The sequence below is a fragment of the Bacillus sp. K2I17 genome (assembly GCF_002209985.1).
GTDB classification, from domain to species: domain Bacteria; phylum Bacillota; class Bacilli; order Bacillales; family Bacillaceae_G; genus Bacillus_A; species Bacillus_A wiedmannii.
This window is the reverse complement of sequence record NZ_NJGF01000016.1, coordinates 57,956-84,127: the sequence shown is the minus strand read 5'-3', so window position 1 is coordinate 84,127 and position 26,172 is coordinate 57,956. Positions and strand designations below refer to the sequence as shown.

General features: G+C 34.0%; 22 protein-coding genes and 1 pseudogene. 4 read left to right on the top strand and 19 right to left on the bottom strand.

Annotation, left to right across the window (positions count from 1 at the left end):
• Positions 1–27: 27 nt before the first annotated feature.
• The gene (locus tag CER22_RS18660; protein ID WP_000747488.1) at positions 28–867 is read right to left on the bottom strand and encodes a YitT family protein; all 840 of its coding nucleotides are present in this window, start codon (positions 865–867) and stop codon (positions 28–30) included.
• A gap of 351 nt (positions 868–1,218) precedes the next feature.
• Entirely contained in the window at positions 1,219–1,488 is a 270-nt protein-coding gene (locus CER22_RS18655) for a 2TM domain-containing protein (protein ID WP_088609333.1), read from the bottom strand.
• Positions 1,489–1,762: 274 nt separating this feature from the next.
• On the opposite strand from CER22_RS18655, the gene CER22_RS18650 reads away from it, so the two are divergent.
• A complete protein-coding gene (locus CER22_RS18650; protein WP_000900575.1) occupies positions 1,763–2,017 on the top strand; it encodes a SunI/YnzG family protein in 255 nt (84 codons plus the stop codon).
• Positions 2,018–2,194: 177 nt separating this feature from the next.
• On the opposite strand, the gene CER22_RS18645 is transcribed toward CER22_RS18650, so the two are convergent.
• Positions 2,195–2,836 (bottom strand): ATP F0F1 synthase subunit alpha, encoded by a 642-nt coding sequence (locus CER22_RS18645; protein ID WP_088609332.1) that lies wholly within the window; start codon positions 2,834–2,836, stop codon positions 2,195–2,197.
• A 290-nt stretch (positions 2,837–3,126) separates the two neighbouring features.
• Between CER22_RS18645 and CER22_RS18640 the strand changes: the two genes are divergently transcribed.
• On the top strand, positions 3,127–4,158 hold the full coding sequence (locus tag CER22_RS18640; RefSeq protein WP_088609331.1) for a S66 family peptidase: 1,032 nt from the start codon (positions 3,127–3,129) through the stop codon (positions 4,156–4,158).
• A gap of 126 nt (positions 4,159–4,284) precedes the next feature.
• Positions 4,285–4,695: a DUF3224 domain-containing protein gene (locus CER22_RS18635; protein ID WP_088609330.1), complete on the top strand. Its 411-nt coding sequence runs from the start codon at positions 4,285–4,287 to the stop codon at positions 4,693–4,695.
• A gap of 217 nt (positions 4,696–4,912) precedes the next feature.
• On the opposite strand, the gene CER22_RS18630 is transcribed toward CER22_RS18635, so the two are convergent.
• The 7 genes from CER22_RS18630 to CER22_RS18600 form a co-directional block, all read right to left on the bottom strand.
• Positions 4,913–5,290: a MaoC/PaaZ C-terminal domain-containing protein gene (locus tag CER22_RS18630; protein ID WP_048544764.1), complete on the bottom strand. Its 378-nt coding sequence runs from the start codon at positions 5,288–5,290 to the stop codon at positions 4,913–4,915.
• 85 nt (positions 5,291–5,375) lie between these two features.
• Positions 5,376–6,623: a DUF1015 domain-containing protein gene (locus CER22_RS18625; protein WP_088609329.1), complete on the bottom strand. Its 1,248-nt coding sequence runs from the start codon at positions 6,621–6,623 to the stop codon at positions 5,376–5,378.
• Positions 6,624–6,638: 15 nt separating this feature from the next.
• Positions 6,639–7,811: a 3-phosphoglycerate dehydrogenase family protein gene (locus CER22_RS18620; RefSeq protein WP_088609328.1), complete on the bottom strand. Its 1,173-nt coding sequence runs from the start codon at positions 7,809–7,811 to the stop codon at positions 6,639–6,641.
• A 12-nt stretch (positions 7,812–7,823) separates the two neighbouring features.
• Entirely contained in the window at positions 7,824–8,906 is a 1,083-nt protein-coding gene (gene serC, locus CER22_RS18615; protein ID WP_087984264.1) for a 3-phosphoserine/phosphohydroxythreonine transaminase, read from the bottom strand.
• 210 nt (positions 8,907–9,116) lie between these two features.
• On the bottom strand, positions 9,117–9,308 hold the full coding sequence (locus CER22_RS18610; RefSeq protein ID WP_000670803.1) for a DUF378 domain-containing protein: 192 nt from the start codon (positions 9,306–9,308) through the stop codon (positions 9,117–9,119).
• 89 nt (positions 9,309–9,397) lie between these two features.
• A complete protein-coding gene (locus CER22_RS18605; protein ID WP_097889850.1) occupies positions 9,398–10,465 on the bottom strand; it encodes a glycoside hydrolase family 113 in 1,068 nt (355 codons plus the stop codon).
• A 261-nt stretch (positions 10,466–10,726) separates the two neighbouring features.
• Positions 10,727–10,948 (bottom strand): hypothetical protein, encoded by a 222-nt coding sequence (locus tag CER22_RS18600; RefSeq protein ID WP_088609327.1) that lies wholly within the window; start codon positions 10,946–10,948, stop codon positions 10,727–10,729.
• Positions 10,949–11,448: 500 nt separating this feature from the next.
• Between CER22_RS18600 and CER22_RS18595 the strand changes: the two genes are divergently transcribed.
• The gene (locus tag CER22_RS18595) at positions 11,449–12,762 is read left to right on the top strand and encodes a condensation protein (protein WP_088063990.1); all 1,314 of its coding nucleotides are present in this window, start codon (positions 11,449–11,451) and stop codon (positions 12,760–12,762) included.
• Positions 12,763–13,210: 448 nt separating this feature from the next.
• Here the strand turns inward: CER22_RS18595 and CER22_RS18585 are convergent, their stop codons facing one another.
• From CER22_RS18585 to CER22_RS18545, 9 genes and pseudogenes are all read right to left on the bottom strand, one after another.
• Positions 13,211–14,530 carry an aromatic amino acid transport family protein gene (locus tag CER22_RS18585; protein ID WP_088063991.1) on the bottom strand — a complete coding sequence of 440 codons (1,320 nt, stop codon included), beginning with the start codon at positions 14,528–14,530 and terminating at the stop codon, positions 13,211–13,213.
• Between the two features lie 305 nt (positions 14,531–14,835).
• Positions 14,836–15,714: an L-serine ammonia-lyase, iron-sulfur-dependent, subunit alpha gene (sdaAA, locus tag CER22_RS18580; RefSeq protein ID WP_088609326.1), complete on the bottom strand. Its 879-nt coding sequence runs from the start codon at positions 15,712–15,714 to the stop codon at positions 14,836–14,838.
• A gap of 22 nt (positions 15,715–15,736) precedes the next feature.
• On the bottom strand, positions 15,737–16,435 hold the full coding sequence (sdaAB, locus tag CER22_RS18575) for an L-serine ammonia-lyase, iron-sulfur-dependent subunit beta (protein ID WP_033716175.1): 699 nt from the start codon (positions 16,433–16,435) through the stop codon (positions 15,737–15,739).
• Between the two features lie 1,121 nt (positions 16,436–17,556).
• A complete protein-coding gene (locus tag CER22_RS18570) occupies positions 17,557–18,054 on the bottom strand; it encodes a DM13 domain-containing protein (RefSeq protein ID WP_002017161.1) in 498 nt (165 codons plus the stop codon).
• Between the two features lie 98 nt (positions 18,055–18,152).
• Positions 18,153–19,211: a sensor histidine kinase gene (locus CER22_RS18565; protein ID WP_106382918.1), complete on the bottom strand. Its 1,059-nt coding sequence runs from the start codon at positions 19,209–19,211 to the stop codon at positions 18,153–18,155.
• Positions 19,208–19,921 (bottom strand): response regulator transcription factor, encoded by a 714-nt coding sequence (locus CER22_RS18560; RefSeq protein ID WP_002017159.1) that lies wholly within the window; start codon positions 19,919–19,921, stop codon positions 19,208–19,210. Before CER22_RS18560 ends, CER22_RS18565 begins: the two co-directional genes overlap by 4 nt.
• A 370-nt stretch (positions 19,922–20,291) precedes the next feature.
• Positions 20,292–22,508 carry a binary toxin-like calcium binding domain-containing protein gene (locus CER22_RS18555; RefSeq protein WP_088063995.1) on the bottom strand — a complete coding sequence of 739 codons (2,217 nt, stop codon included), beginning with the start codon at positions 22,506–22,508 and terminating at the stop codon, positions 20,292–20,294.
• Between the two features lie 275 nt (positions 22,509–22,783).
• On the bottom strand, positions 22,784–25,189 hold the full coding sequence (locus tag CER22_RS18550) for a PAS domain S-box protein (RefSeq protein WP_088609325.1): 2,406 nt from the start codon (positions 25,187–25,189) through the stop codon (positions 22,784–22,786).
• Between the two features lie 600 nt (positions 25,190–25,789).
• A pseudogene (locus CER22_RS18545) lies at positions 25,790–25,999 on the bottom strand (IS4 family transposase); the annotation flags it as partial.
• Positions 26,000–26,172 lie beyond the last annotated feature (173 nt).

Sequence of the window (26,172 nt, the reverse complement as noted above, 5' to 3'; positions counted from 1 at the left end):
TAAGATTATTTTAATGAAAAGTAATTTCTATGCTTTAGAAATATCAACGAATCCTTCTCCAAATACGTCACGAACATCGTGTATAGCAATGAACGCAGCCGGATCTGTAGTTTGAACAATCCGTTTTAGCTTGACTACTTCTTGCTTATTAATAACAACATAAAGAATTTCCTTCGGCGTTTTCGTGTAATAGCCATGACCTGAGTACACAGTAACCCCTCTGCCCATTAATGTAGTTACCTTTCCGGCAATTTCATTCGGGTTATCAGAAATAATCGTAATGGCTTTCTTCGGATTTAAACCTTCAATTACAAATTCCATCACTTTCGTTGCTACATATAGCATAATAATTGTTATCATCAGTTTTTCTGCACCAATGATGAAATAAGACGAAAACGCAACGATTAAATCGAAGAACAGTAAACCATAGCTAATGCTCCATCCTAAATATTTATGCGTCATCCTTGCTAAGATGGTAGTACCTGCTGTTGTTCCGCCAACACGAATAATAAGACCAATCCCGCACCCAATAAATATTCCTCCGAAAATGGCATTTACGAGCATTTCATCCGAAGCAATCGTCCAACCTTCTGTCAAATGAAGGAATAGCGAGTTCGTAACTACAGCGATAATCGTATAAATTGTTGTAATCTTATTTAAAAATTTATAACCAGCTATTAACAAAATCGCATTTAAAATTAAGTTAACTAAGCCTGGTGACCATTCAAATAAATAATACGTAATAATCGTGATACCAGTTACTCCACCCTCACCAAACTCGTTCGGGATAACAAACAAATTGACACCTAACGCAAAAAGAAATGCACCAATAATAATAAAAATAATGTCTGTCGTTCTTTTTTTCATACAGTACCTCACTTCTTATGTAAATATTTATTCTGTCATAAACTCTCACCATTATATCGTGGAATATTCAAATCGAACAGTGGTTTATTTTTATTTTAATATAGGGTAATAAATCAACTTCATCCTATATCCACATGTAATTAAAAAGTAAAACAACTGTATTTATTATGTACGACAAATAAAGTTTTGATTTCACATGCAATTCACCCTAAAAAATGTATATCAACACTCTCACTCGCACAAACTTCAAATACAAAACAAATAGGCGAAGCTATAGAATAAACTTCGCATCAAGCGTGTGATCATAGAGATTCATATGAGATTTTATATTCATAATTTCCAGAAATAAATTTACTTATCCTTCTCCATATATTCTTTAATCTTTCGTTCTTCCCACTCTTTTCCGAATATCCCAACTGGAAAAGTTGTCAAACCATGTATAACGATACCGATTCCCCAACCTGCAAGTGGATATAAAAACCACAATTTACTGGAATCAGAGATTATATTTATAATAAAAAGCATTAAGTTCACTAGTATATACACCGTTAAATGAATGTAAAACGCTTTTAAATTCTCCACCCTTTTTTTAGCTCGTAAATAATTCTCATCTTGCTCCATATATAAACACCTCTTTCATTATTGTATTTTTTAAATTCGCTCCGATTTAAACATCATATTCTAATCAAAAATCTCTTATTCTCAAAAATTCACAAAATAAAAAAGATCGTCTTCATTTCAGGAAGATTGCAGGTGCTAGTGGATACCCTTTTTTGTTCGTAGTACGATACCTTGTGAAAAAATTGAAAAATCAAATTTCACAATAGAAATAAACCCTTTAAATCTGTATAATAAAATTAATAGCCATATTGTAATACAGAAAGGTTTTGGTAACATGCTAGGTATCGATATCAAAAAAACAGATGGAGAATTAATTATTTCATGGCAACTAGCTAAGATTCAAATTCCATTAAGTGAAATTATTGAAGTTACAGAAGATGAAACCTATGCTGGTGTAGAAGAAGAAAACGTAATCCGAATTGGAACAGCATACGCTACAACAGACCGGATTTTAATCAGAACAGTAAAACAAAATTATCTATTATTTACGACCAATAGAGTCTCAATTTTGAATAAAATCAATGCATAAGCAATAGGATAAAACACTTGTCTATATGGGTTTATTCGATTCAACTGTATACCCGCATTTTAAAAATTATTATAGATACAATGATGTAAAAATAAACAAAAAGTACCCAGCAAATGATCATGTGTATGACAATTTGCTGGGTACTAAGGGATATATTTGTTAATTACAGAATTCTAATTAAGACCAAATCCATACATCATCATTATTTTCAGCGTTCGTCTTTGCTTCATAAACTCTTTCGATATGATCAACCGTGTTCCAGTTAATAGAACTTCCACCCCAGCCTACATACTTCATATCAATTTTTACTTTCTCGCCCGTATTAAATACTTGTCCCTTCGTTAAGAAAACATCAATAATAACTTTCTTCCCATTTAGTGATGGATACTCAACTACGACATATTTAGTAGAACCTTCTCCTTCCTCTTCCCTCGTTCCTACTTTTGATACTTCCCCAATCACATAATCAGGAGAACCATCTTCTTTCATGTGCATACCTAATTTATTTGACGTATTTTCAACTGTATTTGCAACCATATATTCAGTAAAATTACGCATCATAGATCCAGTAGCTTTTACTTCATCTCCTACTTTCACATTTGAAAGAGAATCTATATATACACTTACAGGCTCCTCATATTGCTTAGATTTTACGACAATTACACCGTTATCTACTTCTACTACTCGTCCTTCTAACGTCGAGAAATTCGATTCAATAGAAGCTGCACTCGCTTTTGATAGTTCTAATCCTGGTAAATTCGTTCCTGATAATGCTGCGATCCCTAAAGCACCTGCTAAAATTAATTTTTTCATACCCATATGTAACCTCTCCATTCATGATGATTATATTTTTTGATTGGATACGACCAACCTGTAACTATTATAGTTACAGGTTATATAAAATAGCAACAATCTTTCTTATGCAATGTTGCATACTGTAACTTTTAAATATGAATCGATTATTCCTATATTCAACACGAGTGCTAAATTCTTGAATCACAGCAGGGAAACGGATTGATGATGAAGAAACTAATGTGATGCATCATATTTTTTCAATACTACAGTTTGTATAATCGTAGTCCATTACATTATGTAGGAGCGGAGTTAATATGTTAAAGAAACCAAACAGATTACAGCCAGGTGATATCGTAGCAACAGTAAGTCCTTCATGGGGAGGCGCAGGTGATTCTGAGATAAGATGGCGTTATGAACAAGGAGTAAAGAGATTAGAAGAAGTTTTCGGTCTTACGGTTGTCCCAATGCCAAATAGTTTAAAAGGTAGCGAATTCATTTATAACAATCCACAGGCTCGTGCGGAAGATTTAATGACAGCTTTTAAGGATACGCGCGTGAAAGCAATTATTTCGAATATTGGCGGTGAAGATAGCATTCGCTTACTTCCCTATATAGATTTTAATGTAATACGTGAAAATCCGAAAATTTTTATGGGGTACTCTGACGTTACCATTTCACACTTGTTTTGTCATAAAGCAGGAATTTCCTCTTTTTACGGTCCAGCAATTTTAACTGATTTTGCCGAAAATGTAGAGATGGATCCATATACAGTTGAAATGGTAAATCGGACTCTCTTTTCAAATGAGACAATTGGCGAGATTCAACCAGCTCATGAATGGACGAGTGAGCGTTTAGAATGGATAGAGGTAAATAAAGATACAAGGCGTACGATGCAACAAAACAATGGCTATGAACTACTTCAAGGCTCTACTACCGTACAAGGACGCTTAATTGGTGGTTGTATAGAAGTCTTGGAATTTGCAAAAGGAACGGAGCTTTGGCCTGAGAAAAAACATTGGGAAAATAGTATCCTTTTCTTTGAAACTTCTGAAGACCATCCAGAACCAAGCTATATAAAGTATTGGTTACGAAATTACGCAGCGCAAGGCATTCTCCAAAAAGCGAAGGGTATCATCTTTGGTAAACCAAAAGACGAAATGTATTATGAAGAATATAAACATGAAATACTGCAAGTTATGAAAGAACATAACTTAGAAGATTTGCCGATTCTTTATAATTTAAATTTTGGTCATACCGAGCCGAAGTTTATTTTACCTTACGGTGCGATGGCAGAAATTGATTGTGAAAATGGGTCTTTCTCTATTTTAGAGAGTGGCGTGGAATAAAGGAAAACTTTAAATAAGTATAGCCATAAGTTTTATAATTATGTTTTCCTGATCCTACAGGAAGAATAGCGTATTTTTTCATTTTAGGGAGATTACTTATCTAATGATAAAGGGGGATTTACGTGTATGGAAGCAACATTTACAGTAAGTAAATGGGATGAAAAACTAATTGATGATACTAGAAAAGATTTCCCTATTAATATTGCCCATGTTGAATATGATATTGATGGTGAATTAAAAGGAAAAGCTTTTGTTGAATACTTATTATATTATTTAGACTCAAATATAAATGATGGTCACTTGGCTACTGCTAAAATTTCTGGATTTTTACACTTCGAAGGAATTTATAAGGGGCAACAAGGGACATTTACAGCTATAGAGCAAGGAATATTTGATAAAGGAAATCTAGATTCCCCAGGAACAATTATTAAAGCTACCGGTAACTTAGAAAAACTAAGAGGGTCCTATAATTATCAGTTTACAGGTCAAACCAGTAAACTAATTTTAGAGTTTGAATTCCAGCAAAATATCCTATAATTTAGTGGAAAGGACATTTCTTGTAATACTAGGAATGTCCTTTTTATTGACAAGCTTATTCAACTATTCTTCTATTAGTTAAGAAAAGAACAGAGTATATTACATAACGTCTTATTATCAGTATCCAGCAATGCATAAAATTTTCGTTATGGGGGGAATTAAAAATCTAAGCCCGAGAGGCATGTGCCCCCCACCTATTCATTACTTTTCCTACTAACTAAAGAATAATCCCAGAAAAACTCCCCTGCATAACTTCTTTTTCAAGTTGATTCCTACATATAAACATCGCAATAATTTTTGTACGATTTTTTTCATCGGGCTCAAATTGTTCAATAGTTACGTCACAACGAATCGTATCACCGCTAAAAACAGGACGTACAAATTCAAAATCCATCTTGCGAGCTAGTACGTTATAATCACCGCCAATTTTTGTAGGCAACGTTGATGTTAACAGTCCTTGTACAACAAATCTCCCCTGCTCATCTGGTGTAACATGATGAACACCTTCATCTTTCGATACTTCCGTAAATAAAACAACATCCTCTTTCGTAAAAGTTCGCTCAAAGGTGATTTTTTCCCCTACTTGCAATTTCATCTATACCCCTCCTCAAAAACACTTTATAAATAAGAAAAACCGAAACTATAATCATTTCGGTTTTTCAATCTAAAGAAGTCTATATTTACTTTAAAGAATGTACAAACAACCCACTACGCAGTTTCGGTTCAAACCACGTTGACTTCGGCGGCATAATTTCTCCAGCGTCTGCGATTGATAGTAAAGCTTCCATTGATGTCGGATATAATGAAAACGCTGCTTTATATTCACCGCTATTTACAAGGCGTTCTAGTTCTTCTAATCCGCGGATTCCTCCGACAAAGTCAATGCGTGAATCAGATCGCGGGTCGTGTATTTCAAGTACTTGGCTTAATAAATGATCTTGCAGAATAGATACATCTAAACCTTTAACGAGATCATTCGCATCAAACGTTTCCTCTTTCACTGTGAGTCTATACCATTTCTCGTTTACATACATACCAAATGTTTTTGGCTCATTTGGTTTATACGGAGAAACAGCTGCTTCTTCTACATAAAAGTATTGTGCAATTTGCTTTAAAAACTGTTCTTCTGATAAGCCGTTTAAATCTTTCACAACTCGGTTATAGTCCCAAATGGATAATTCATCGTGAGGGAATAATACAGATAGGAAGAAATTAAACTCTTCTTCTCCTGTGTAATTCGGATATTGTTCTCTTCGCATGAGCCCTACTTTTGCTGCTGATGCTGAGCGATGATGCCCATCTGCAATATAAAGATTAGAAATATCTTCAAATAAGTTTACTAAAGTAGCAATTACATCCTCATCAACTATTTTCCAGGCAACATGCTCCACGCCATCTTCTGCTGTAAATGTATAGATTGGCGCATGCTCTTCTTTCCAGCTTGCAATGATACGTTTCACATCTTCTTTCGTACGATACGTTAAAAAGATAGGCCCCGTATTTGCATCACACACATCTACATGGCGAATACGATCTAATTCTTTTTCGTGACGCGTTCTTTCATGTTTTTTAATTGTATCATCTTCATACTCATCAATAGATGTACAAACGACAAGACCTGACTGCGTTCTTCCTTCCATCGTCAGTTCATAAATGTACAGTGATGGCTCTTCATCTTGTATGAATACTTCTTCTCGTATAAATCGATTTAAATTTTCACCCGCTTTTTCATATACACGATCATCGTACGGTGAAAGTGCCGGGTCTAAATCAATTTCTGCTTTATCAACGTGTAAGAAAGAATACGGATTCCCTTTTACAACCTCTCTTGCCTCTTTACTATTTAATACGTCATACGGTAAAGCTGCAACTTCCGCTGCTTTTTCTTCTACTGGACGAATGGCCCGAAACGGTCGGATTTTTGCCAAGTTTTCCTCTCTCCTTTACACAATCATTCGAACGGCTACAACACCTGTAATTTTGCTTATATTTTCCACAATGTTCTCTTTTATTATATCATCAATTCCGTTATCAATATCAATCATTGTATACGCCCAAGAATGTTTACTACGATTAATCATATCCGCAATATTAATATGATGTTCTGCTAAACATCCTGTAATTTGTCCTACCATGTTCGGGACGTTTTGATGCATGATTGTAATACGTTTCTTTCCGATATAAGGGAGTTCGACGTTTGGATAGTTTACTGAATTACGAATATTTCCTGTCTCTAAATATTCACGTAATTGGCGCGCTGCCATGATTGCACAATTTTCTTCTGATTCAGATGTAGATGCACCAAGGTGAGGCGTCGCTGTTACATTTTTCATCTTTATCACATTTTCATTCGGGAAGTCTGTTACGTAATGCGTAATAACATCTTCTTCTAACGCTTTTTGAAGAACATTTTCATCTACAAGTTCTCCTCTAGAGAAATTGAATAAACGCATACCTTTTTTCATCTTCTCTACAGCGTGTTCACCAATAATCCCCTTCGTTTGATTCGTAAGAGGAATATGAAGTGTAATATAATCACATGTTGCGAAAATTTCATCTAAACTAAATGCTCTTTGTACATGTGTAGAAAGGCGCCATGCTGTTTCAACTGAAATGTAAGGATCATATCCGACAACGTCCATCCCTAAAGCTAACGCATCGTTCGCAACTAAAGCACCGATTGCGCCGAGGCCAATTACACCTAGACGTTTCCCTGCAATTTCTGATCCAACGAATTGTTTTTTTTCTGATTCAACAAGCTGCGGTACTTCTTCACCCTCTAAATTTTTCGTCCAGCTTACACCGTTAATAATGTTACGTGAAGACATAATAAGGCTGGCGATAATAAGTTCCTTTACTGCATTGGCATTCGCTCCTGGTGTATTAAATACTACAATCCCTTTTTCTGTACATCGCTCGACAGGAATATTATTTACACCAGCACCAGCTCTTGCAATCGCCTTTAAGTCTTTTGAAAATTCTTCTTGGTGTAAAGAATAGCTGCGAAGTAAAATACCATCTGGGTGGTCCATTCTATCCCCTACTTCATAACGCTCTCCGCTAAGTACTTGCAAACCCTTTTCCGCAATTTGATTTAACGTTTGAACACGAAACATATCCCCATCTCCCTATCTATTCTCAAGCTCAAATTCCTTCATATAATTTACTAATTGCTGTACACCGTGTACTGGCATCGCATTGTAAATACTTGCACGCATACCACCGACTGAGCGATGCCCTTTTAACGTAACAAGGCCGCGTTCTTTCGCTTTTTGTAAAAACTCATTGTTCAGCTCTTCTGACGGTGTTGTAAACGGAATGTTCATAAGTGATCGATACGTAGGATCAACTGGTGAAGTAAACAATTTTGATTCATCTAAGAAATTGTAAAGAAGTGAAGATTTCATTCTATTCTGTTCTTCAATCGCAGATACCCCGCCTTGCTCTTTCAACCACTCTAGTACAAGTTTCGTTACGTAAATACTAAAGGATGGCGGTGTATTATATAAGGAGTTATTTTTGCTGTAAGTTTCATAGTTTAACATTGTAGGACAAGAGCGATCTGCTCCCCCAATTAAATCTCTTTTTATAATTGCAATCGTTAAGCCCGCTGGTCCTAAATTCTTTTGCGCTCCCGCATATATAAGGCCGAACTTCGTAACATCATATTGTTCTGATAAAATATTTGAGGACATATCTGCAACGAGCGGTACTCTATCTAAACGTGGAATGTCCACATATTTCGTACCCTCAATTGTATTGTTCGTTGTAATATGTACATAATCTAGTTTTTCATCATTTGGTAAACCATCCAGTTTAGGAATTGTAGTAAACTTCTCTTTTTCAGAAGAAGCAAGCACTTGTACTTCCCCTATTTTTTCAGCTTCTTGCATCGCCTTTTTAGACCATGAGCCAGTTAATACGTACCCTGCTTTTTTGTACGTATTCATTACATTTAACGGTATCATAGAGAATTGTAATGACGCACCGCCTTGTAAAAACAGTACTTCATACTCATCAGGAATGTTCATTAATTCACGAATTAGGCTACTTGCTTCATCTATAATACTTTGAAAATAAGAAGATCGATGACTCATTTCCATAATAGACATGCCTGTCCCGTTATAATTTACAAGCTCCTTTTGCACTTTCTCTAAAACTGGCAAAGGGAGTATTGATGGTCCAGCTGAAAAATTATATACTCTCTCCATCACCCTGATAACCTCCCTATTTCTTATTTTTATTAATTTTTAAACTTTCTGAATTATAACCTGAAATATAATACGTGGTCAATTTGTTTTCTATTATTACGGCGTAAGACGCAATGGAATCGCTTGCATGTGCAAACTACTTTTTATAAACATACAAAAAAGTGTTAAGTACATAATCGTACTTAACACTCTAGTAATAAAGTATAATTGCTAATTGTCCGTGAAGAACCGATCAAAAATTTGATAAATAGCAGAAAGACCAATGAGCCAATAAATAGTGTCCACAAGCGCCGGCATAGAACCAAACCATTTCTCAACTACATTGTAATCTAACGCTACAAACAACCAATTCAAACCGCCAAGAATCACCAAAATTACTGTAAGGTAAGACAAAAATTTCATTATGATTGCCCCCTAGGTGATAAGATGGTGAAAGGCCTTTCACTAGAAATATATGTGGTAAAATTCAAAACTTACCTATTTAATAAAAATTATTTTCGGTACCAGCCGTTAATAACTGCCTCTGCTTCTTTACTATGTATTTGATACGCATGCGTACTATTATGAGAGCCAATAAACCAAATTGAAAAACCTTTAAAATACGGTTTCGTTTCTAATATATCTCGGTAAGCACGCCATCCGTTTAATTGTACGTCCTTTGAAAACACATTAGATACATCTGGATTCCACGGATTTTGTAGTCCAAGTTCACGTGCTGGAACGTTAAATCCACCAAAATAAACCGGTTTTCCTGTTGCATTATGTAATTGTTCTAACTGCTGCACAACATTTTGCCCACGATTATATACTGTTGTGGCAAATAAACTTTGCTTCACTTCTTCGTATGATGGATTTCTTTTTCCTGAAACTTCAAACCAACTATCAATACTAACAATATCCACCTTTTTTAAATATGGACGATTTATTTTTTCTATAAACTTCGCTTCATAAGATGGATCAAAGCTTGCTGTTAACCACCAATTCATTTGATACAAAACATTTCCTTTATATTGCTGACGGACGAAATCAATCGTATCGCTCCAATATCCTTCTGCATATTCCATATTCACGAAATTAGAGGCAATCTTGAGCCCGTACACATTGTATTTACTTGTAATCGAATTAAAAATATCTTGTAGAATAACCGTTTTCCAATTCCAGAAGAAATCATTAATATTACTCGGATTCCATTCCGTTTCCCCAACATTTCCTTGCTGAATATATGGGAACGGTTCCACAATAACTTGAATATTACGCTTTAATAATTCTTGAATTAAAAGAATAGCCTGTTGCTTTTGCGCTTGATTAATTACCATGTTCGTAGAAGTCACATTCGGAATATCTACCTGAATCGGTACATTTACTGTATTTAAATTTAAGCGCTCTACATCAGCTAACACTTTCGCCACATTTCCAACTTCCCATACCGTTACATTTCCTGATTTGATTTTTCCAGATTGAACAGTATTTACATCAGCCTGTACATTTCCTTGAAAACAAAAAGAAAACAACATAATAAACACTCCTAAAAAACTTATTAAACTCTTATTTTTCTTCACAACTTTCCCCCTATAATTTTTGGCATTCTTGCTTATTCTATACAATGTTTCACATATATTCCACAAGAATATTTAGTGAAATTTCATCAATAAAAATGCTATTCACCCTTTATCCATATCTTATTCATACTAACCTCCTAAAAATAGTAAGATAAATAAAAAAGGAGCGTATTTCCGCTCCTTTTTTATCTTTTTAAAATTGAAGTTATTGGATTTTTTCTGATAACCTAACCACATCTAATTTTTTATATAAATAAATTTTTATCTATATTCGCTTTTTGTTTGTATTACTTTTATATTTACTTCATTAGATTGTTTAATATCATCTTTAAATTCTTGTTTGACTTTTTCTATATCAGCTGCAGTACCACTAACTAGAATCCCATCGACTGGTTGTCCTGGACCTTGCACATAACGTTTTACTCCTAATCCTACTCCTATAAAAATAGCAATAACCACCACATAACTTATAATTTTTTTCACTAGAATACTCCTTTAATTAATGATTTATATCTGGATTATAGATGTGATTTTTTCATAAGTTAATGACTTCTATCTAACTATCTAACTTCTAATCTTACAATATTGTAAGATTAGAAGTTACAACGTGTATATTTTATGTTAGAAGACCCCCTCCTTAATTTGTTTGATGTTGGGATAGCGTTAGTAAATAGATGGGAGATACTGTCGAAAAAAGATAAAAATGACTCGATTATTTTTTGTAGATTATACACAAACATTTATGTAAAATGTTTATATATAATCAAACGAAAATACGATTTATCTACTTTTTATACAAAAACCAAACAAAATTGATGAATATTATTAATACCAATAACAACATGAACCAATACAGAAATCATACTTTCATAAGTGAAATACTAAAAAAGTGAAAATAAAACAATATGGATCCTTTAAAAAAGTTACAACCCTATGAAAAACAAGATTGTAACCAAAAATAGCTTGAAAAGAGGGAGAAAATTATGGAACAAAGGAAATATTCAGTAACACCTCAAGATCGAATGAATTATATACTTGGTCTTTATTCCGCAAATCAACAAATTAATGCCGTTCTTTATTTTCCTATAGGTATATCAAAAAAAGTACTTGAACAATCAGTAAGAATAACGTTACAATTACAGCCCGTTTTAAACAGCCGTTTTGTAGAAAGTGATATGCCTTACTGGGAGGAACATTCATCTAGTACTAACTCACCAATTTGTTTTTTTGCAGAAGGAGATGATCAAAATCTTGAAGTGATGGCAATAGATTTTATAAAGGAATCTGGAGATCCTATTCAAGGGCCTATGGTTCAGACAAAATTATTACGAGGCACTTCAACAAATATATTAGTTGTTAAATTATCTCATCTTTGTTCAGATGGTGCTGGAGTCAAGGAATATATTAATTTGCTGGGAGCAATTTATACTCACCTTTCTCTGGGACAGTCTAAGGATGAAATTATAAAGAGATTTAATGCAAAAAATGAGGGTTTTCGCGATCAATCACCTGTATTCAAATATACTGGAATAACAGACATAAAAAGTGCGTATCGTCCCAGCCAAGAACAACAAGCAGCATTATGGTCTTTTCCATCTCAACCTAACAAAAATACTTATCCAAAAATGGCCGTGCGACGGTTAAGCCGTGAGCAAACTCTACGTTTAACCCTATGGACAAAGGCACAACAAGCTACCTTAAATGATGCAATCCTGACTGCATACTTCCGCTCTTTATCACATTTCGCTGTGTATGCAGAACCTCGTACCGCAGAAAAAATGGTTGGTTTAACAATTGATTTACGCCGATATCTCCCTAATCATACAACTGGTTCAATTTGCAACTTATCCGGGATGGAAATGCCAGTGATTAAAATGGAAAATGATGACTCATTTAATCAAACTCTAGTTCGAGTCAAAGAATCAATGGATACAATAAAATCTCAAAATCCAGGTCTTTCTTCAGCCGCAGGAATGGAGTTACTGGCAAGTAAAAAGCTATCTGAAGTTAAGGAAATGTATAAACAGCAATATGAATGGGCTTTACAAATGGGAATGGCTTTACCGTTACTTACTAATTTCGGATCGATAGCTGATGAACCTATTAAGTTTGGTGAAGTTCAAGCTCAGGACGGGTATATAACATCACCAATTATGTATGCACCATTCTTTACAATGGGGGCAAGCTCTTATAATGGGAGACTTACATTTACAATTGGTTATCATTCGCCAGATACTACAAAAGAAAAGGTAGAGCAATTTTTAGAAAGTGTGGTCAATGAACTATCAAAATTGTAACGGGAGTATCACCCTAAGCTCAATAAGTTAAGTTTATAAATCTAGCCAAGAAGAGTACTTCCTCAAGGAACGCGAAATGAGTATGTGAGAGATGAACTGGCTTCGGACATAGGATATAAGGAAGCCAGTTTAGTTGTTCGCCATACATGGGGTACCGGCCCATTCCCATTAACCTAAGAAAACAGATGTGAGATACTTTAAAATATTAGCTTGATGCACATGGTTAGGCGCCCTCAAATGCTTGGATTAAAATCATTACAAACAGCTTAAAAAAAATGCTGCAATAGAAGTTATACATATAATCAAAAAAGGACAAACTATCCAAGGTGAATAGTTTGTCCAAAACCATAAACTCTATGGTTTAACAATATATAATTCAGTTCCGCTAAAAGTCTTTTATTCTCTTTTCATATCCTACTATTTTTGCATCCGAACGAACAATAGAGAATTAGAATAATGACTTAATACTTGCTAGAACAGTAAGTATTCCTATAACAATTACAAATACATTACTCATTTTCCCTTTGTATTTAGCCAGTACTGGTACTTTATTGATTGCATACATCGGTAATAGACATAAGATAGCAGCAACTAACGGACCGCTAAGGGCATCAATGATTCCAAGAATACTTGGATTTGTATAAGCAACATACCAGCATGTTAATACGACAAAAGTAAGAATCATTGTCTTAACTGTTTTCTCTCCTAAATCTTTCCCACGTTTTTTACCGGACTTAATAATCATGTCACGCATTACCTCATACGCTCCTATATAATGGCCAAGGAAAGACTTTGTAATAGCCACAAACGCAATGATAGGAGCCGCAATAGTAATTACTGGCGAATTAAGCTCATTAGCAAGATATGATAGGATTGACAAGTTCTGTTCTTTTGCCACCTTAAGATCATCTGGAGTCAAACTTAAAGTACTGCTCCAAACAAAGAACATAACAACAACGAATGTCATGATATAACAAACTTTTTGTATTTGAGCACACTTGGCATCAGTAGCATCTATTCCATACGTAGCTCTCTGTTTCATAACGAATGACGAAATCATAGGAGAATGATTAAACGAGAATACGATGATTGGTAGTATCATCCATATTGTTCCGAAATATCCTGTTCCAGTTGAAGCAGTAGAAACACTTGAAAAACTTAGCATTGACGTATTCCACTGTGGAATTAAAGATATTGCGATAAAAAGTAGAGAAACAATGAAAGGATATACTAGCATGCTCATTATCTTTACAGTAATATCTTGACCAAAATTTAGTATAGTGATAAGACCGAGTACTAATACAAGCGATAAAATGGCCCTTGGAGGCTCCGGCATGTGCAATTGATGCACAATAAAACTACTTGCAGTATTTGTAAGTGCAACCGAATACATCAGCACGATCGTATAAATTGAAACGAAATATACAATGTTAAAAATGATACTTGCCTTATTTCCGAAATACTCTCTTATTGTACCTGTAATCCCCTCATCGGCAGAATTAGAAGCATATATCATTTTAGCAAGTGCCCTATGTGAGTAATACATAACAGGATATGCAAGTATGGTAATTAACAGCAATGATAATAAACCACCTGAACCTGCATTAATAGGTAAGAAGAGTACTCCTGCTCCAATTGCTGTTCCAAATAGACTCAATGCCCAGGTAGTATCCTGTTTATGCCACTTTTTAGGGTCTAGATATTTCTCATTTTTTACTGCAGTATTATCAACTTGAAATTCTATGTTTTTTGCAGTATTCCCATTCATATAATAATTCCTCCTAGTTTTCTATTCTTACTTCTCTATTTAAGGCATCGGAATATAGACCGTTCTTGAAAAATGAATTGCTTATAAAGTGCGCCACATCGTATATCCTTCTTCTAAGTTAATCAAAATCAAAAAATTGGCGAAGCATCAACCTGACGGGGTTGTTACAAATTACAAAATATCCCAATTATATAGTGGTATATTTTATTAGTAATTCCCCCAATATACAGACATCCTTAGGCGAACAATAGAGAATAGATTGTTAACTTTTTCACAATATATCCGGTAATTGTTCATTGATTTGATTATTTCTCTCCAAAGATTTTATTTTTAATGGCAATCCCTGTAGGTGTAGCTGCAATTCCACCTAAACCTGTCTCTCTTAATTCGCGAGGCATCTGTCTTCCAACTCTATACATCGCTTCAATAACTTCGTCAGCATTGATGATATTGTTTACGCCGGCTAATGCGATGTCCGCTGCTGCTAAAGCATTTGCCGTTCCAATGGCGTTTCTCTTTACACAAGGAATTTCTACTAAACCAGCGACCGGATCACAAACTAAACCGAGTAAATTTTGTAATGCAATCGAAAAAGCTACAGAAGATTGATGTGGCGTTCCACCTGCAGCTTCAACCGCAGCTGCAGCCGCCATCGCTGAGGCACTGCCTACTTCAGCTTGACATCCTCCGTACGCTCCTGAAATACAAGCGTTGTTTGCGACTATGGTTCCAAATAACGCTGAAGTAAATAGAAAATGAATCATATCTTCATGACTTAACTGCAATGTATCTTTAATACTAAAAAGGACTCCCGGAATCGTCCCACTCGCACCTGCTGTTGGAGTTGCACAAATAGCTCCTAATGCAGCATTTACTTCATTAACACCGATAGCACTTTGAATCCCTAACACCATCAAATCTCCAGAAAGGGTTTTCCTATTTTCTCGATAGTTTTTAATTTTAACAGCATCACCTCCGGTTAAACCAGTTGGAGAAAATACACCGTCGCCCTCGATACTTTTATTTATAGCATTTTGCATAGTCGCTAAATTTCGTTCCATTTTACTCCAAACTTCTTCATAAGTAGATTTAGTTTGTTCAATTTCCTGTTCAATTGCTAATTCATAAATTGTCTTTTGGCTTTTATTAGCTGCATCCACAATTTCTTTTATGGCCATATACATATTTTTTCACTCCTTAATGTAACTAAAGAATAATGAGCTTAGCTATATTGCTTAAATTTCCTAATTCCTCCTGGACATTACCAGGCAATAGCGTATCCAAAGCGAATGCATATAAATATTTCCTGTTTTCTTCTAAACTATGAAAGTTGTTTATTTCCACATCATATTGTTTAAAGATCCTGCGTAAGACAAATTCAAAGTCAGCTCTTTCAGAAATCGCAATAATAACTGGCAATGGCCCCTGCAGATCTAAACTAAATCCGTCAATTTCAACATGTTTGATTTCAATTAATCCACCGCCAACCGAAATCCCCATCGTTCTAATACTTCGATTTTCATCCTCTAAATATACATCTGCCGTATTTGGATGGCCAGCAGGACTATCACCTGCTTCTTCAATAAAGGTAATTTCAATTCCTTTAGATTCTGCTATTTCAATAGCATCTGGCACTTTGCTGTCATCGGCAGCAAATCCTAATATCCCAGCAATAATTGCAAAATCAGTTCCGTGACCTTTATGGGTTTCAGCAAATGATTCATAATACCTTACCACGACTTTTTTTGGAAGACCTTGAAATAATTTATTGGCTACCGTTCCAATAGCCAAAGCACCTGCAGTATGTGAACTTGAAGGACCTATCATTATGGGCCCAATCACATCAAAACAACTTTTGTATTTAACAACCTTTTTTTCTTTAATAGATGCTACATTCATGTTCATATAAGCACCCCCATAATTTATTATTTTTAATTACAGTTGAATCTAAGTTATTAAAATGACTGATTCAAAACAAGATCTAATTGAATGCGCTTTCATTCTCGTGTCAAATACACTTTTCCTTTTGATCACATACCTTTCTTAGAGTAATCATGTGAGTATGTCCAAATTTAAAAGGTTACTTACAATGTCATTAGGATTTTTGCAAAAAAACTAGGTTTGATACTTTCTCTAGAGGTAATAAATTCTTTCTCGACGCCCTCATTATAGCTTGTATATTTATGAGTACAATATTTTTTTATTTTTAGAAAGATTGAATAAACAGAATCTTGAATGGGTAATAGATTACACTTAGCATGTAGCAATTGTGTCCTTTGTTTGAAGCTGTATTAGTTAGTAGAAAAGCAAAAATAACACAGAGTTCCTTTCATTAACACATTGATTATATTGGAAAATCATTATAATGATACTTATATTATCCTTTGTTGAAACATTTAATTTTGGACATGAAAGCTGTTGTAATAAATGATTAATATAGATAGCAAGTAATAAATTAATGAACTATAAAATCATTTTTGAATATTAATCATTAATTTTGTATTAATATTCATTGTCAGAAAAAAGGAACTTCTTTTTTATAATCTTAACTTAAAGTGATATTTTGGTAATATCCCACAATTTACACCATCCCCTTTACAGTTATGGAAACCCTAATTAGATTTAAAAAGAGAGAAGAGCTCATCGATGCTCCTCTCTTTTTTATTTACTTAAGATTACTATTCAAATTGCTTATTGCATCTTTAAGCTGACTTTTAAATTATAAACTTTAATTTCCATACTTCTTTACAAGCCGATAAATGAAAAAAGTATATGTTCCTTCAAAATTAAGTTATAAAAGAGTAATGTTTTCCTGTAACATATTATTCATCCTTCTATTCACAGACAGTACGCTTCCACACTAAATAAAATCTCTCCGTAAACGTCCAATAGCTCTAAAATATACAAAAATTGAAGAATATGAAAAAAACACTCTTATGAGTGCCCTTCTTAGCAACTAAGTCCGCTGCAACTATTATCATTACCCCGATGAATTTTGCCTGTAAGAGGAAATTTTAAGTTCATATTTAATTATTAAAATAAACCGCACCAAAGTTTTCATTAAATCTTTTACACCAAACAGAAACCGAACCATATTCACTTACATCTATCCCTTCAGGAATTTCATAGTTTTGGTCTCCTTTATTTCCCTTTAATTTTCCTAATTCAATATACTGATAGTTTTTCACGTCTTCATTATTTTTTAAGCGATTTGTAGGAACTAATACAACTCGTACATCTGGCCCATTAGATGTTGCAAAATCAGAAAGTCGTAAAACACGTTTTCCATCCGCTAATTGGTAAATTTTTGCCGTTCCAGTTGTTTCATGGACACCGTTTTGAAACTGACCTTCCCTTATTACTCGATCACTTTGTTGCCTTACTTCAGTTGATTGTATCTCTGCTTGTGGCAATGATTCATTTACGTGCTTATCAATAAATAATTTCTCTGGTCGGAACAATGACCATAAAATCCCCAATACAATTATCAAACCACCTATAAGCCATACATATTTTCTTTTCATAAAGTAAAAAACCTCCTGTAACATACTGTGTAGTAGTATGTTAACAAGAAGGTCTTTCATTTTTCTAACGTAAATGTTACAAAAGTCTTTCAGCCGTCTTATTTTTTTACTGATGTGATGGGAAGAGTGAACCAAAATTCACTTCCCTGCTTACCATCTGCGCGATTCCGTACACCAATTTCCCCTTTGTGCATTTCAATCAATGATTTTGCAATAGCTAATCCAAGTCCGGAACCTCCAGATTGTGAACTTCTTGATCGATCTGTTCTAAAAAAACGTTCAAATACGCGTAATTGATCATTTGGAGAAATTCCCATTCCTTCATCCCGCAAAGTGAATTGGACCTGTTGAGTTGGTTTATTTTCCACTACAGTCAATTCAATTGTTCCAGAGATAGGAGAATATCGAATTGCATTATGTAATAAATTACCTATGACCCTTTCTATTTTACAAGGCATAATCAAAAGTCGAGGTAATGTATCAGGGACATCCAATTGCACATGGATTTGTTTGTTTCCTAATAAGACAGAATGTGACTCTAATACATCTAATAGAACTTTATCTAAATGTGTGAAACTTGGGTGAAAATCTACTTGCTCAAACTCTAACTTTGAAAGATCAAATAAGTCGTTAATTAATCCATTTAATCTTTCTATTTCTTTTAAAACCGTTGCTAAGTATTGCTTTTTCATTTCAGGATCTTCAATCAGGTTATCTTGTAATGCTTCTATCATCATTTGCATGCTAGTCATAGGTGTTCGTAAGTCGTGTGAGATATTGGTAATTAGCTCCTTACGAGCGTTTTCCTGTTCCTCTAACTTAGTAAACCCTTCTTCTAATTTTTTTGCCATCTGTTGAAAGGCTGTTGCCAATTCTTTAAACTCACGTGGTTCTTGCCCAATTATATACATCGTTTCAAAGTGTCTATCACTAAATTGTTTCGTCAATTTTATTAAATTTTGTATAGATCTCATGATAGGACGTGTCATTAACCAATAAATAAACGTTGAAATAATGAATGCCACAAATGCAATTACTGTTAATAACCGCGTTTGTTCCGGTTCAAGTAACATTTTCGTATCACTATACCATATAGCAATTACCATAATACTAGTACTTAATAGATTCATGAGTAACAATTGAATACGTAATCTCATGTTTCATTTCCTCCATTTGGCTCAAAGCGATATCCTATACCCCAAACCGTATGAATCCAACGATTCTTTATCGTATGCTTCTCGAGCTTTTCACGTAAACGACTCACTAACACAGTAACTGTGTTTGATGCCCCTTCATGTCCAAAATCCCAAATTAATTCAAGAAGCTGCGAGCGAGAAAATACTTGTTTTGGATGCTTTGCCATGAGATAAAGTACCTCAAACTCTTTCACCGTTAACTCCACTTCCTTATTACAAACAAGTACATATCTTGTCTTTGGATATATTTTTAAATCTGGAAACTCTATCACTTCCAATAAGGATTCTTTCGCTTGTATTTGTACATGGCTTCCTCTTCTTAGTATAATTTGAACCCTTAATACTAATTCACGAGGGGAAAATGGTTTTGTTAAATAATCATCTGCCCCCATTGTTAAGCCTAAAATTCGATCCCTTTCCTCTCCCTTAGCAGTTAACATAATAATAGGTACATTTGATTGTTGACGAATTTCCTCGCATAATTCCCATCCATCTTTTTTTGGCATCATCAAATCTAATATAATTAAATCTGGTTGATGTGTAAGAAATAAATCCCAACCTTCTTTACCATTTACAGCGGTATAAACTTCATATTCTTCTCTTTCTAAATACCGTTTGCATACTTCTCGAATATTTTCTTCATCTTCTACGATTAAAATTCTTTTCTTCATATACTATCCTCACTTCTTTTTCACCAATAACAAAAATTTTTTTCTATTATCCAATAAAAATATCTTTATAGGTAAAGATATAAAAACTAATCACATAAATAAATCAGAATTCCACATTTCACCCTCGAAACGAATGAAAATTCGGAAAATAAATCATGTAATACAGATAGTAATCTTAACATTTGATTACTTATATGACTAGATAAGTATTTAAAATAGTAGTTTCTAAATCATATATAAATTAAAAGGAATGAGTCCGATTCAACATCGAACTCATTCCTTAATAGTAACCTAAATTTTTGCATCTAACTTTTCAGATACAATTCATTTCCGGTTCTCTTTTCAAACTTAGCAACAGAACTGTTACCTATTACTGAACTCTTGATAGATTCCATGCTATAGTATCAGTCCCATTCTCTCCATTACCATATTTCATATAATCGATTAAATATCCTACCTTTAACTTATTACCATTAGATAGTATGTTCCATTGCTTATGGTGTCCAGTGAAATTCTTTGGATATGCATGATTAAATTTAAAAGTACTTGCGTTCTGTTTTTGATCTAAATGGATATAACTATCTTGAAGTTTTAAATATGCATAATCTGAATAAATAGGATTTTGAAATTTAATTAATACCTCTTCATCCTTTTTAATTGGTTTTCCAGGTTTAGGTTGACCTACTCTTTCAATAATTACATTCACTTTTTCATCGCTAGATTTTTCAGCCCAAAGATACTCCCATTTATTCCCTGCATGATGACTTCCCAAATAAGCTGTATTTCCATATGAAGCCACGGTATAAGGAACTCCTTCTGTAACAAATTCACCTGAATTATCTACTACATAATCTTCAAATTCTTTATTAGCTTTAATTTCAGTATCAATCTTTTGTGTAGGCGTTAGATTGTGTGCGTCATTGATTTCAAATGTAACTTTTCTGTGCGCAGCAATTTCAGATTTAATAGGGTGTATATTTTCTCTAGACTCATATGTAAATCCATTTTCACGTTTAACCAGTGTTACTGTTTGTGACGGAGCATTCCATTTCTTACTATAAGTAGTAGGAATATCTTTACTCACTCCAAATAAACCAGGTAAAATTGTTGCCCTAATCTTTTGTGTCACAGAATCATAACTACCTTCTACTAATGTTGGGTGCTGTAGTTTTGCAAAAGCTCCGTGTACAGAGTCTTTATGTAAATAACCGCGATCTCCCTGTCCCGCTTTTAAATCGTTCAATGCATCAGTTCCATTATTAGCTGAAACCACTGATACGTTATTAGTACTTTTAGCCTTGTTTACAATATGATTTACTTTTTTCGTATCTATATTTACCTGTTGAAAAACTTCGTTATAGGATAAAACTGGCTTATCAGCAAGAGATTTGTCTTTAGGAGTATATACCCTAAACTTTGGTATATTTCCTATATCTGTTTCTAATTGTTCAGTAGCTGCATTTACTCTAGACTCATATCTCCCTGAATCCCCCAAATGCATAATTTCTTCACCTTTTTCAATAGATAAATCCATTGTACTTGTAGGTAAAACTTCAATCGAAAGAAGTTCCCCTTGTTCAACAGCTTTCAATTCATCCAAAGATAAGACAATATTCGCATCTGCTTGTCCTTCTAAACTGTCAATTACTACTTCTGTTTTATTCCGTCCACCTTTTTCTGTACTTAAATAGTTTGCTTTATAACGATCTTGTGTTGCCTTTACAGTATTAATAATTTTGTTTCCTAAACGAATATTAAAATGAGGCGAAACATTTTCAGCGGATGCTGTTCCTACATTCTTATATTCCAAATGTACACGTAATTTTGCTGCGTTCGCTGTATCCACAGTTGTTGCAGTAGACCAATCAAAATTATTTGTATAACTCTCCGTTTCCGTAGTTGTTTTTGAATATCCGTATCCCACATTTGCTGAAACACTTCCGGAAGGAACAGGACCGGCTGCTGAGCCTTCTACACCACCTGAACCACTTAAACCTACATTAAATGAATGTTGTGTAGATACACTTTTTTCCCATCCTCTACTAACTGATCCACCATTATTATCCGTAATGGTTGCAATAGGAATTACTTCAATTCGTTTGACACCAATTTGCAAATTCGGCATGTTGGCAACTATCGGATTGAAATTAGTATCAGAATCGTTGTTATAATTCTCAACCTCATACATATCAGTAAAAGGATCACCATCCGTATTTGCATTCATAGGATTCGATATAAATTTTGGTTTCCCTTTATCCTTCTCGGGATCCCATGCTTTCGCTTCATTTTTTCCAGTTTGTGAATTGAATTCAATTTTATATCCATTAATCTCTAAGTCGTTGGAAATACCATCTTTATCCCAATCGTTGTTTGCCATTTCAATGTTTTGTGTAATGAGTGAACCTATTTCTCCATCAGATCCGAGCGTGAAATTCTTATCTTCTTTTTTTACATCTGCATTCTCTTTGAATATTTCAACTGTACCTCCTGGATTCGGTTGTTTTACATCTGCTAAAGCAGGAGATGCTAAAGTCAGTGCCATTGATACACTACCTAATACACTAATTGCTGGCTTCAATTGTTTCATTGTTATTTTTCCTCCTTTGTTTCTAGATCCATTAGAACACCTACTAGTAAGATTAATTTCATCATATATAACAAATCTTTCTTTTCTCTCTCATAACTGTTAAAAAAGTCTCTCGTAAATATTACAAAACACTTACAGAGTTTTTAAAAGCCATAAAATCTATATATGAAACATCAAAAAGCCGTAATATGAAGAATCGATTACAATATATACAAAAAAGCAGCTAGCCAAAGCTAACTGCTCACTAACTTACAAAATTTCAGTAAAAGAATGTATTAATTTTGAAGTGTGCAAATTGGGAGAGTGACTTCAACTATAGTCCCCTTATTCACTTCACTCTCAATAAATACCTTCCCCTGGTGTGTTTCAATAATTTTATAACAGATCATTAATCCTAAGCCGATTCCCTCTTCCTTAATACTGTAAAAAGGTTCTCCTAAATATGGTATACGTTCTTTTGGAATCCCACATCCTTGATCGATAAAGCGAATCCTTATTTGATTATTATCAAGTTTATCAAATTGAATCAAAATTTCTCCTCCTGTTGGCATGGATTCAATTGCATTTTTTATAATATTAACAAATACTTGTTTTAATTGATTTCCTTCACATGGAATCAGTGGAATACCAGGTGTAAAATCAATTCTAATTTTTATATTATTCATCATTGCTTGAGGTTGCAGTAGCATTAAAACTTGATCCATTAGCACACTAATATCATTAGGTTGTATCTTTACCACCTGTGGTTTGGCTACCGCCATAAATTCATTAGTAATACTTTCTATACGCTCAATCTCTGATGATACTATATTTATATAACCCCGATTATTCTCAGTTTCCGTTGATTTTAGTAATTGCATAAACCCTTTCATTGCGGTTAATGGATTATTAATTTCATGAGCCATTGCAGTCGCTAATTGTCCTACGACAGCAAGTTTTTCAGATTTCCGTAGTAATTCTTCTGTTTTTAGCCGTTCAGTGATATCACGAGAAATACTTAGGAAAACTTTTTTACCATTTAAGTTAAAAACACGGACACTAAACTCAGTTGTTATTATTTTTCCTGTTGGAAAAACATATTCATCTTGCAAAGTGAAGGAAGTTTGTCCCTCTCTAATTTTTTCTAACAACCTTACAATCATTTTAGAATCTTGTGGTACTACATTTGGAAATGGTAACGAGAGCAGCTCTTCTCTACTATATCCAAATCTTTTACAACCAACAGGGTTTACCTCAATGAATCGACTTGGAACATGATTTTCATTCAGCTCTACTACATATACTGCATCAGTTGCTTGTTCGATTAGTGCACGGTACTTCATTTCACTATCTTTTAATTGTTGGTGTAATCGCTGTCGTTCTCTTTCTGCTTGTTTTCTTTCAGAGATGTCTCTACATATTGCAGATAAAGCTATCACATTTCCTCTTACGTCTAGTATAGGAGAAACTGTCAGACTGACATCAAGAAGACTTCCATCGTTACGTCGTCTAACAGTTTCTAATCTGGTAACTACGGATTCTCCCGTTAGAATTTTCTGAATATTTTTAAGTGATTCTTCCATTAAGAAATCTGGTACACAGGGTAATCTCTTACCTATGATTTCTTGTAATGACCATCCAAATATCTTTTCATAAGCTTTATTTGCTTGTAAAATATGCCCTTCTCGATCAGAAATGGTAATAGCATCTACATTATGCTTTATAAATGATTCTAGTAATTCTTTGGTAGCTCTTAATTCTGATTCTACCTTTTTCCTTTCGGTTATATCGACTATAGAACCAACAACTTCCATAACTTGTCCATTACGTTTAATCGGCCTAAGTGCAATAAGAATAATCGTTTTATCATCTGGCCAGGGTAATTCGAATATAATTTCTTTCCCTTCCCATGCCTGAAGATAATACTTCATCAATTGTGGAACTAAATGTGGTGGAACAATAGAAGCATCAATAGTCCGTAAGCTTTTCCCTACCACCTGTTCAGAATAAAATCCTTTTTGATAATAAAACTGTCCATCACATAAAGTGTGTATAAAGTGCTTACCCACTTTTTTAAATTTAAAAATCCCTCCTTGAAGCTCATGTACGGTATCTGTGAGTTCTTGCTTGGATTTTTTTAATTCCCGATTCATTTTAGATAAGTCCTGTGTTAAATAATATAATCTCTGGTAGGCTTCCATAAGAAATAGCCCAATTAAAAGCCCTAAAGCTATATATAATAAGCCTCCAGTGTAAAGTAACTTAGTATTAAAGAATACACCAACTAACCACTTTATTCCGACAAAAACAAAAAAATATAAAGATGCACTTTTAAAAGGATGAAGGTTTTTAAAATATGTTTTAAAAGTAACAAATAGGATACCCAAACCTAAATAAGCAATCACAGGAGGTTCCCAGTAACCTCCAATGTAAAAGATACGCATTATAATAATGCTAATTAATGTAATCCAACCAGCAATGCGACCAAAGTAAATAAAAGATAGAATAAGAGGAACAACTCGAAGATCGTAGGAAAATCCCATGTATGGAAAAGAAAAGAGCATCAAAGTAACTGCAATAATCCCTCCATAGAATTTTTCGAAATATCGCCTGGAATGAATCAAAAACACTTGAATAAATATCGCTGCGCTAACTAATAAAGAAAAAATAGAAAGATTGATAAAATAGTCTTTAATAATCATGTAATGTCCCTCCTTGCATTAAAGATATATTCGACAAAAAAACTGAAAATCCTACAAATAGTACAAACAGTTCAGGTGTAAAAAATATAATTCCCTACATGACAGTACATGTAAATAGTATCATTTTGATTCAAATCGAAAACCAGAGAATCTTCCATTTGAACCTTCAAACACCCCAAAAATAAGGTATTTATTCTCTCTTTTTATTTAAATGTTTTTTATAAATTAATCAATTCCTTCACTATTACAATTCTTCAAATTCCTCAATTTCGGCTTTTCGCTTTAAAAATATTGCAATATCTTTATTACAAGTTACTCTTTTAATGTATTTGCAATCTTTTGGTTAAGCCATACACATAAAGCAACCAGCACCTTGATTCAATATTCACTTTTTTGCTGTACAAATTCTTTTGCTTTAGCTAGGTGTTCTAGGAAATAAGGAGCCTTATGCCGTTCAATTTTTCACTTAACTTGGTGTCTAGTTTAGTGTACCATCCCCATGCCCATCAACTTAAGAAAATAGATTCACCCCAAAACGAAAATTCTATCCATTGTTGTCTATTAATAACGAGAATTATGTAAATGAGCTGTCCATATGGGCAGCCTATTGTATTTTTTGCTTAGGGTGTTTTTATGTAGTGCTTGATGAAAAAGTAAGAAATAATCTTTAATTATGTACATCGCTTTATATTCACTTAGTTCTTTTGGTTTCTTACGTAACAGGAGTTCTCTCATTTTAAACATAGTAGAAGAACATAATAGGATACTAATGAGTTGTCCATAAAGGTGGCATTCTAATCGCTCTTGTTTTTGATGCATATTCATAAAAAGCACGTCACCCTTTCTCATTAACATAAGAGAATAGTAACGTGCTTTTAAGTTTAAGAATAGTCTAAATCCTTAAGTTGATGGGTACGGGGGGGGTACTCCTATTAAAGAAAATTCCCATTCTAAAATAGAAGATACTTGTAAATTTAGTACGA

What these genes read in the sequence shown, in the direction of transcription:
- CER22_RS18635 (WP_088609330.1), top strand. Translation starts at nt 4,285, where the DNA reads ATGGAAGCAACATTTACAGTAAGTAAATGGGATGAAAAACTAATTGAT.
- CER22_RS18620 (WP_088609328.1), bottom strand. Translation starts at nt 7,811, where the DNA reads ATGTTTCGTGTTCAAACGTTAAATCAAATTGCGGAAAAGGGTTTGCAA.
- sdaAA (WP_088609326.1), bottom strand. Translation starts at nt 15,714, where the DNA reads ATGTATATGGCCATAAAAGAAATTGTGGATGCAGCTAATAAAAGCCAA.
- serC (WP_087984264.1), bottom strand. Translation starts at nt 8,906, where the DNA reads ATGGAGAGAGTATATAATTTTTCAGCTGGACCATCAATACTCCCTTTG.
- CER22_RS18565 (WP_106382918.1), bottom strand. Translation starts at nt 19,211, where the DNA reads ATGAGATTACGTATTCAATTGTTACTCATGAATCTATTAAGTACTAGT.
- CER22_RS18640 (WP_088609331.1), top strand. Translation starts at nt 3,127, where the DNA reads ATGTTAAAGAAACCAAACAGATTACAGCCAGGTGATATCGTAGCAACA.
- CER22_RS18650 (WP_000900575.1), top strand. Translation starts at nt 1,763, where the DNA reads ATGCTAGGTATCGATATCAAAAAAACAGATGGAGAATTAATTATTTCA.
- CER22_RS18645 (WP_088609332.1), bottom strand. Translation starts at nt 2,836, where the DNA reads ATGGGTATGAAAAAATTAATTTTAGCAGGTGCTTTAGGGATCGCAGCA.
- CER22_RS18570 (WP_002017161.1), bottom strand. Translation starts at nt 18,054, where the DNA reads ATGAAAAGAAAATATGTATGGCTTATAGGTGGTTTGATAATTGTATTG.
- CER22_RS18555 (WP_088063995.1), bottom strand. Translation starts at nt 22,508, where the DNA reads ATGAAACAATTGAAGCCAGCAATTAGTGTATTAGGTAGTGTATCAATG.
- CER22_RS18595 (WP_088063990.1), top strand. Translation starts at nt 11,449, where the DNA reads ATGGAACAAAGGAAATATTCAGTAACACCTCAAGATCGAATGAATTAT.
- CER22_RS18630 (WP_048544764.1), bottom strand. Translation starts at nt 5,290, where the DNA reads ATGAAATTGCAAGTAGGGGAAAAAATCACCTTTGAGCGAACTTTTACG.
- CER22_RS18610 (WP_000670803.1), bottom strand. Translation starts at nt 9,308, where the DNA reads ATGAAATTTTTGTCTTACCTTACAGTAATTTTGGTGATTCTTGGCGGT.
- CER22_RS18550 (WP_088609325.1), bottom strand. Translation starts at nt 25,189, where the DNA reads ATGATTATTAAAGACTATTTTATCAATCTTTCTATTTTTTCTTTATTA.
- CER22_RS18660 (WP_000747488.1), bottom strand. Translation starts at nt 867, where the DNA reads ATGAAAAAAAGAACGACAGACATTATTTTTATTATTATTGGTGCATTT.
- sdaAB (WP_033716175.1), bottom strand. Translation starts at nt 16,435, where the DNA reads ATGAACATGAATGTAGCATCTATTAAAGAAAAAAAGGTTGTTAAATAC.
- CER22_RS18655 (WP_088609333.1), bottom strand. Translation starts at nt 1,488, where the DNA reads ATGGAGCAAGATGAGAATTATTTACGAGCTAAAAAAAGGGTGGAGAAT.
- CER22_RS18585 (WP_088063991.1), bottom strand. Translation starts at nt 14,530, where the DNA reads ATGAATGGGAATACTGCAAAAAACATAGAATTTCAAGTTGATAATACT.
- CER22_RS18560 (WP_002017159.1), bottom strand. Translation starts at nt 19,921, where the DNA reads ATGAAGAAAAGAATTTTAATCGTAGAAGATGAAGAAAATATTCGAGAA.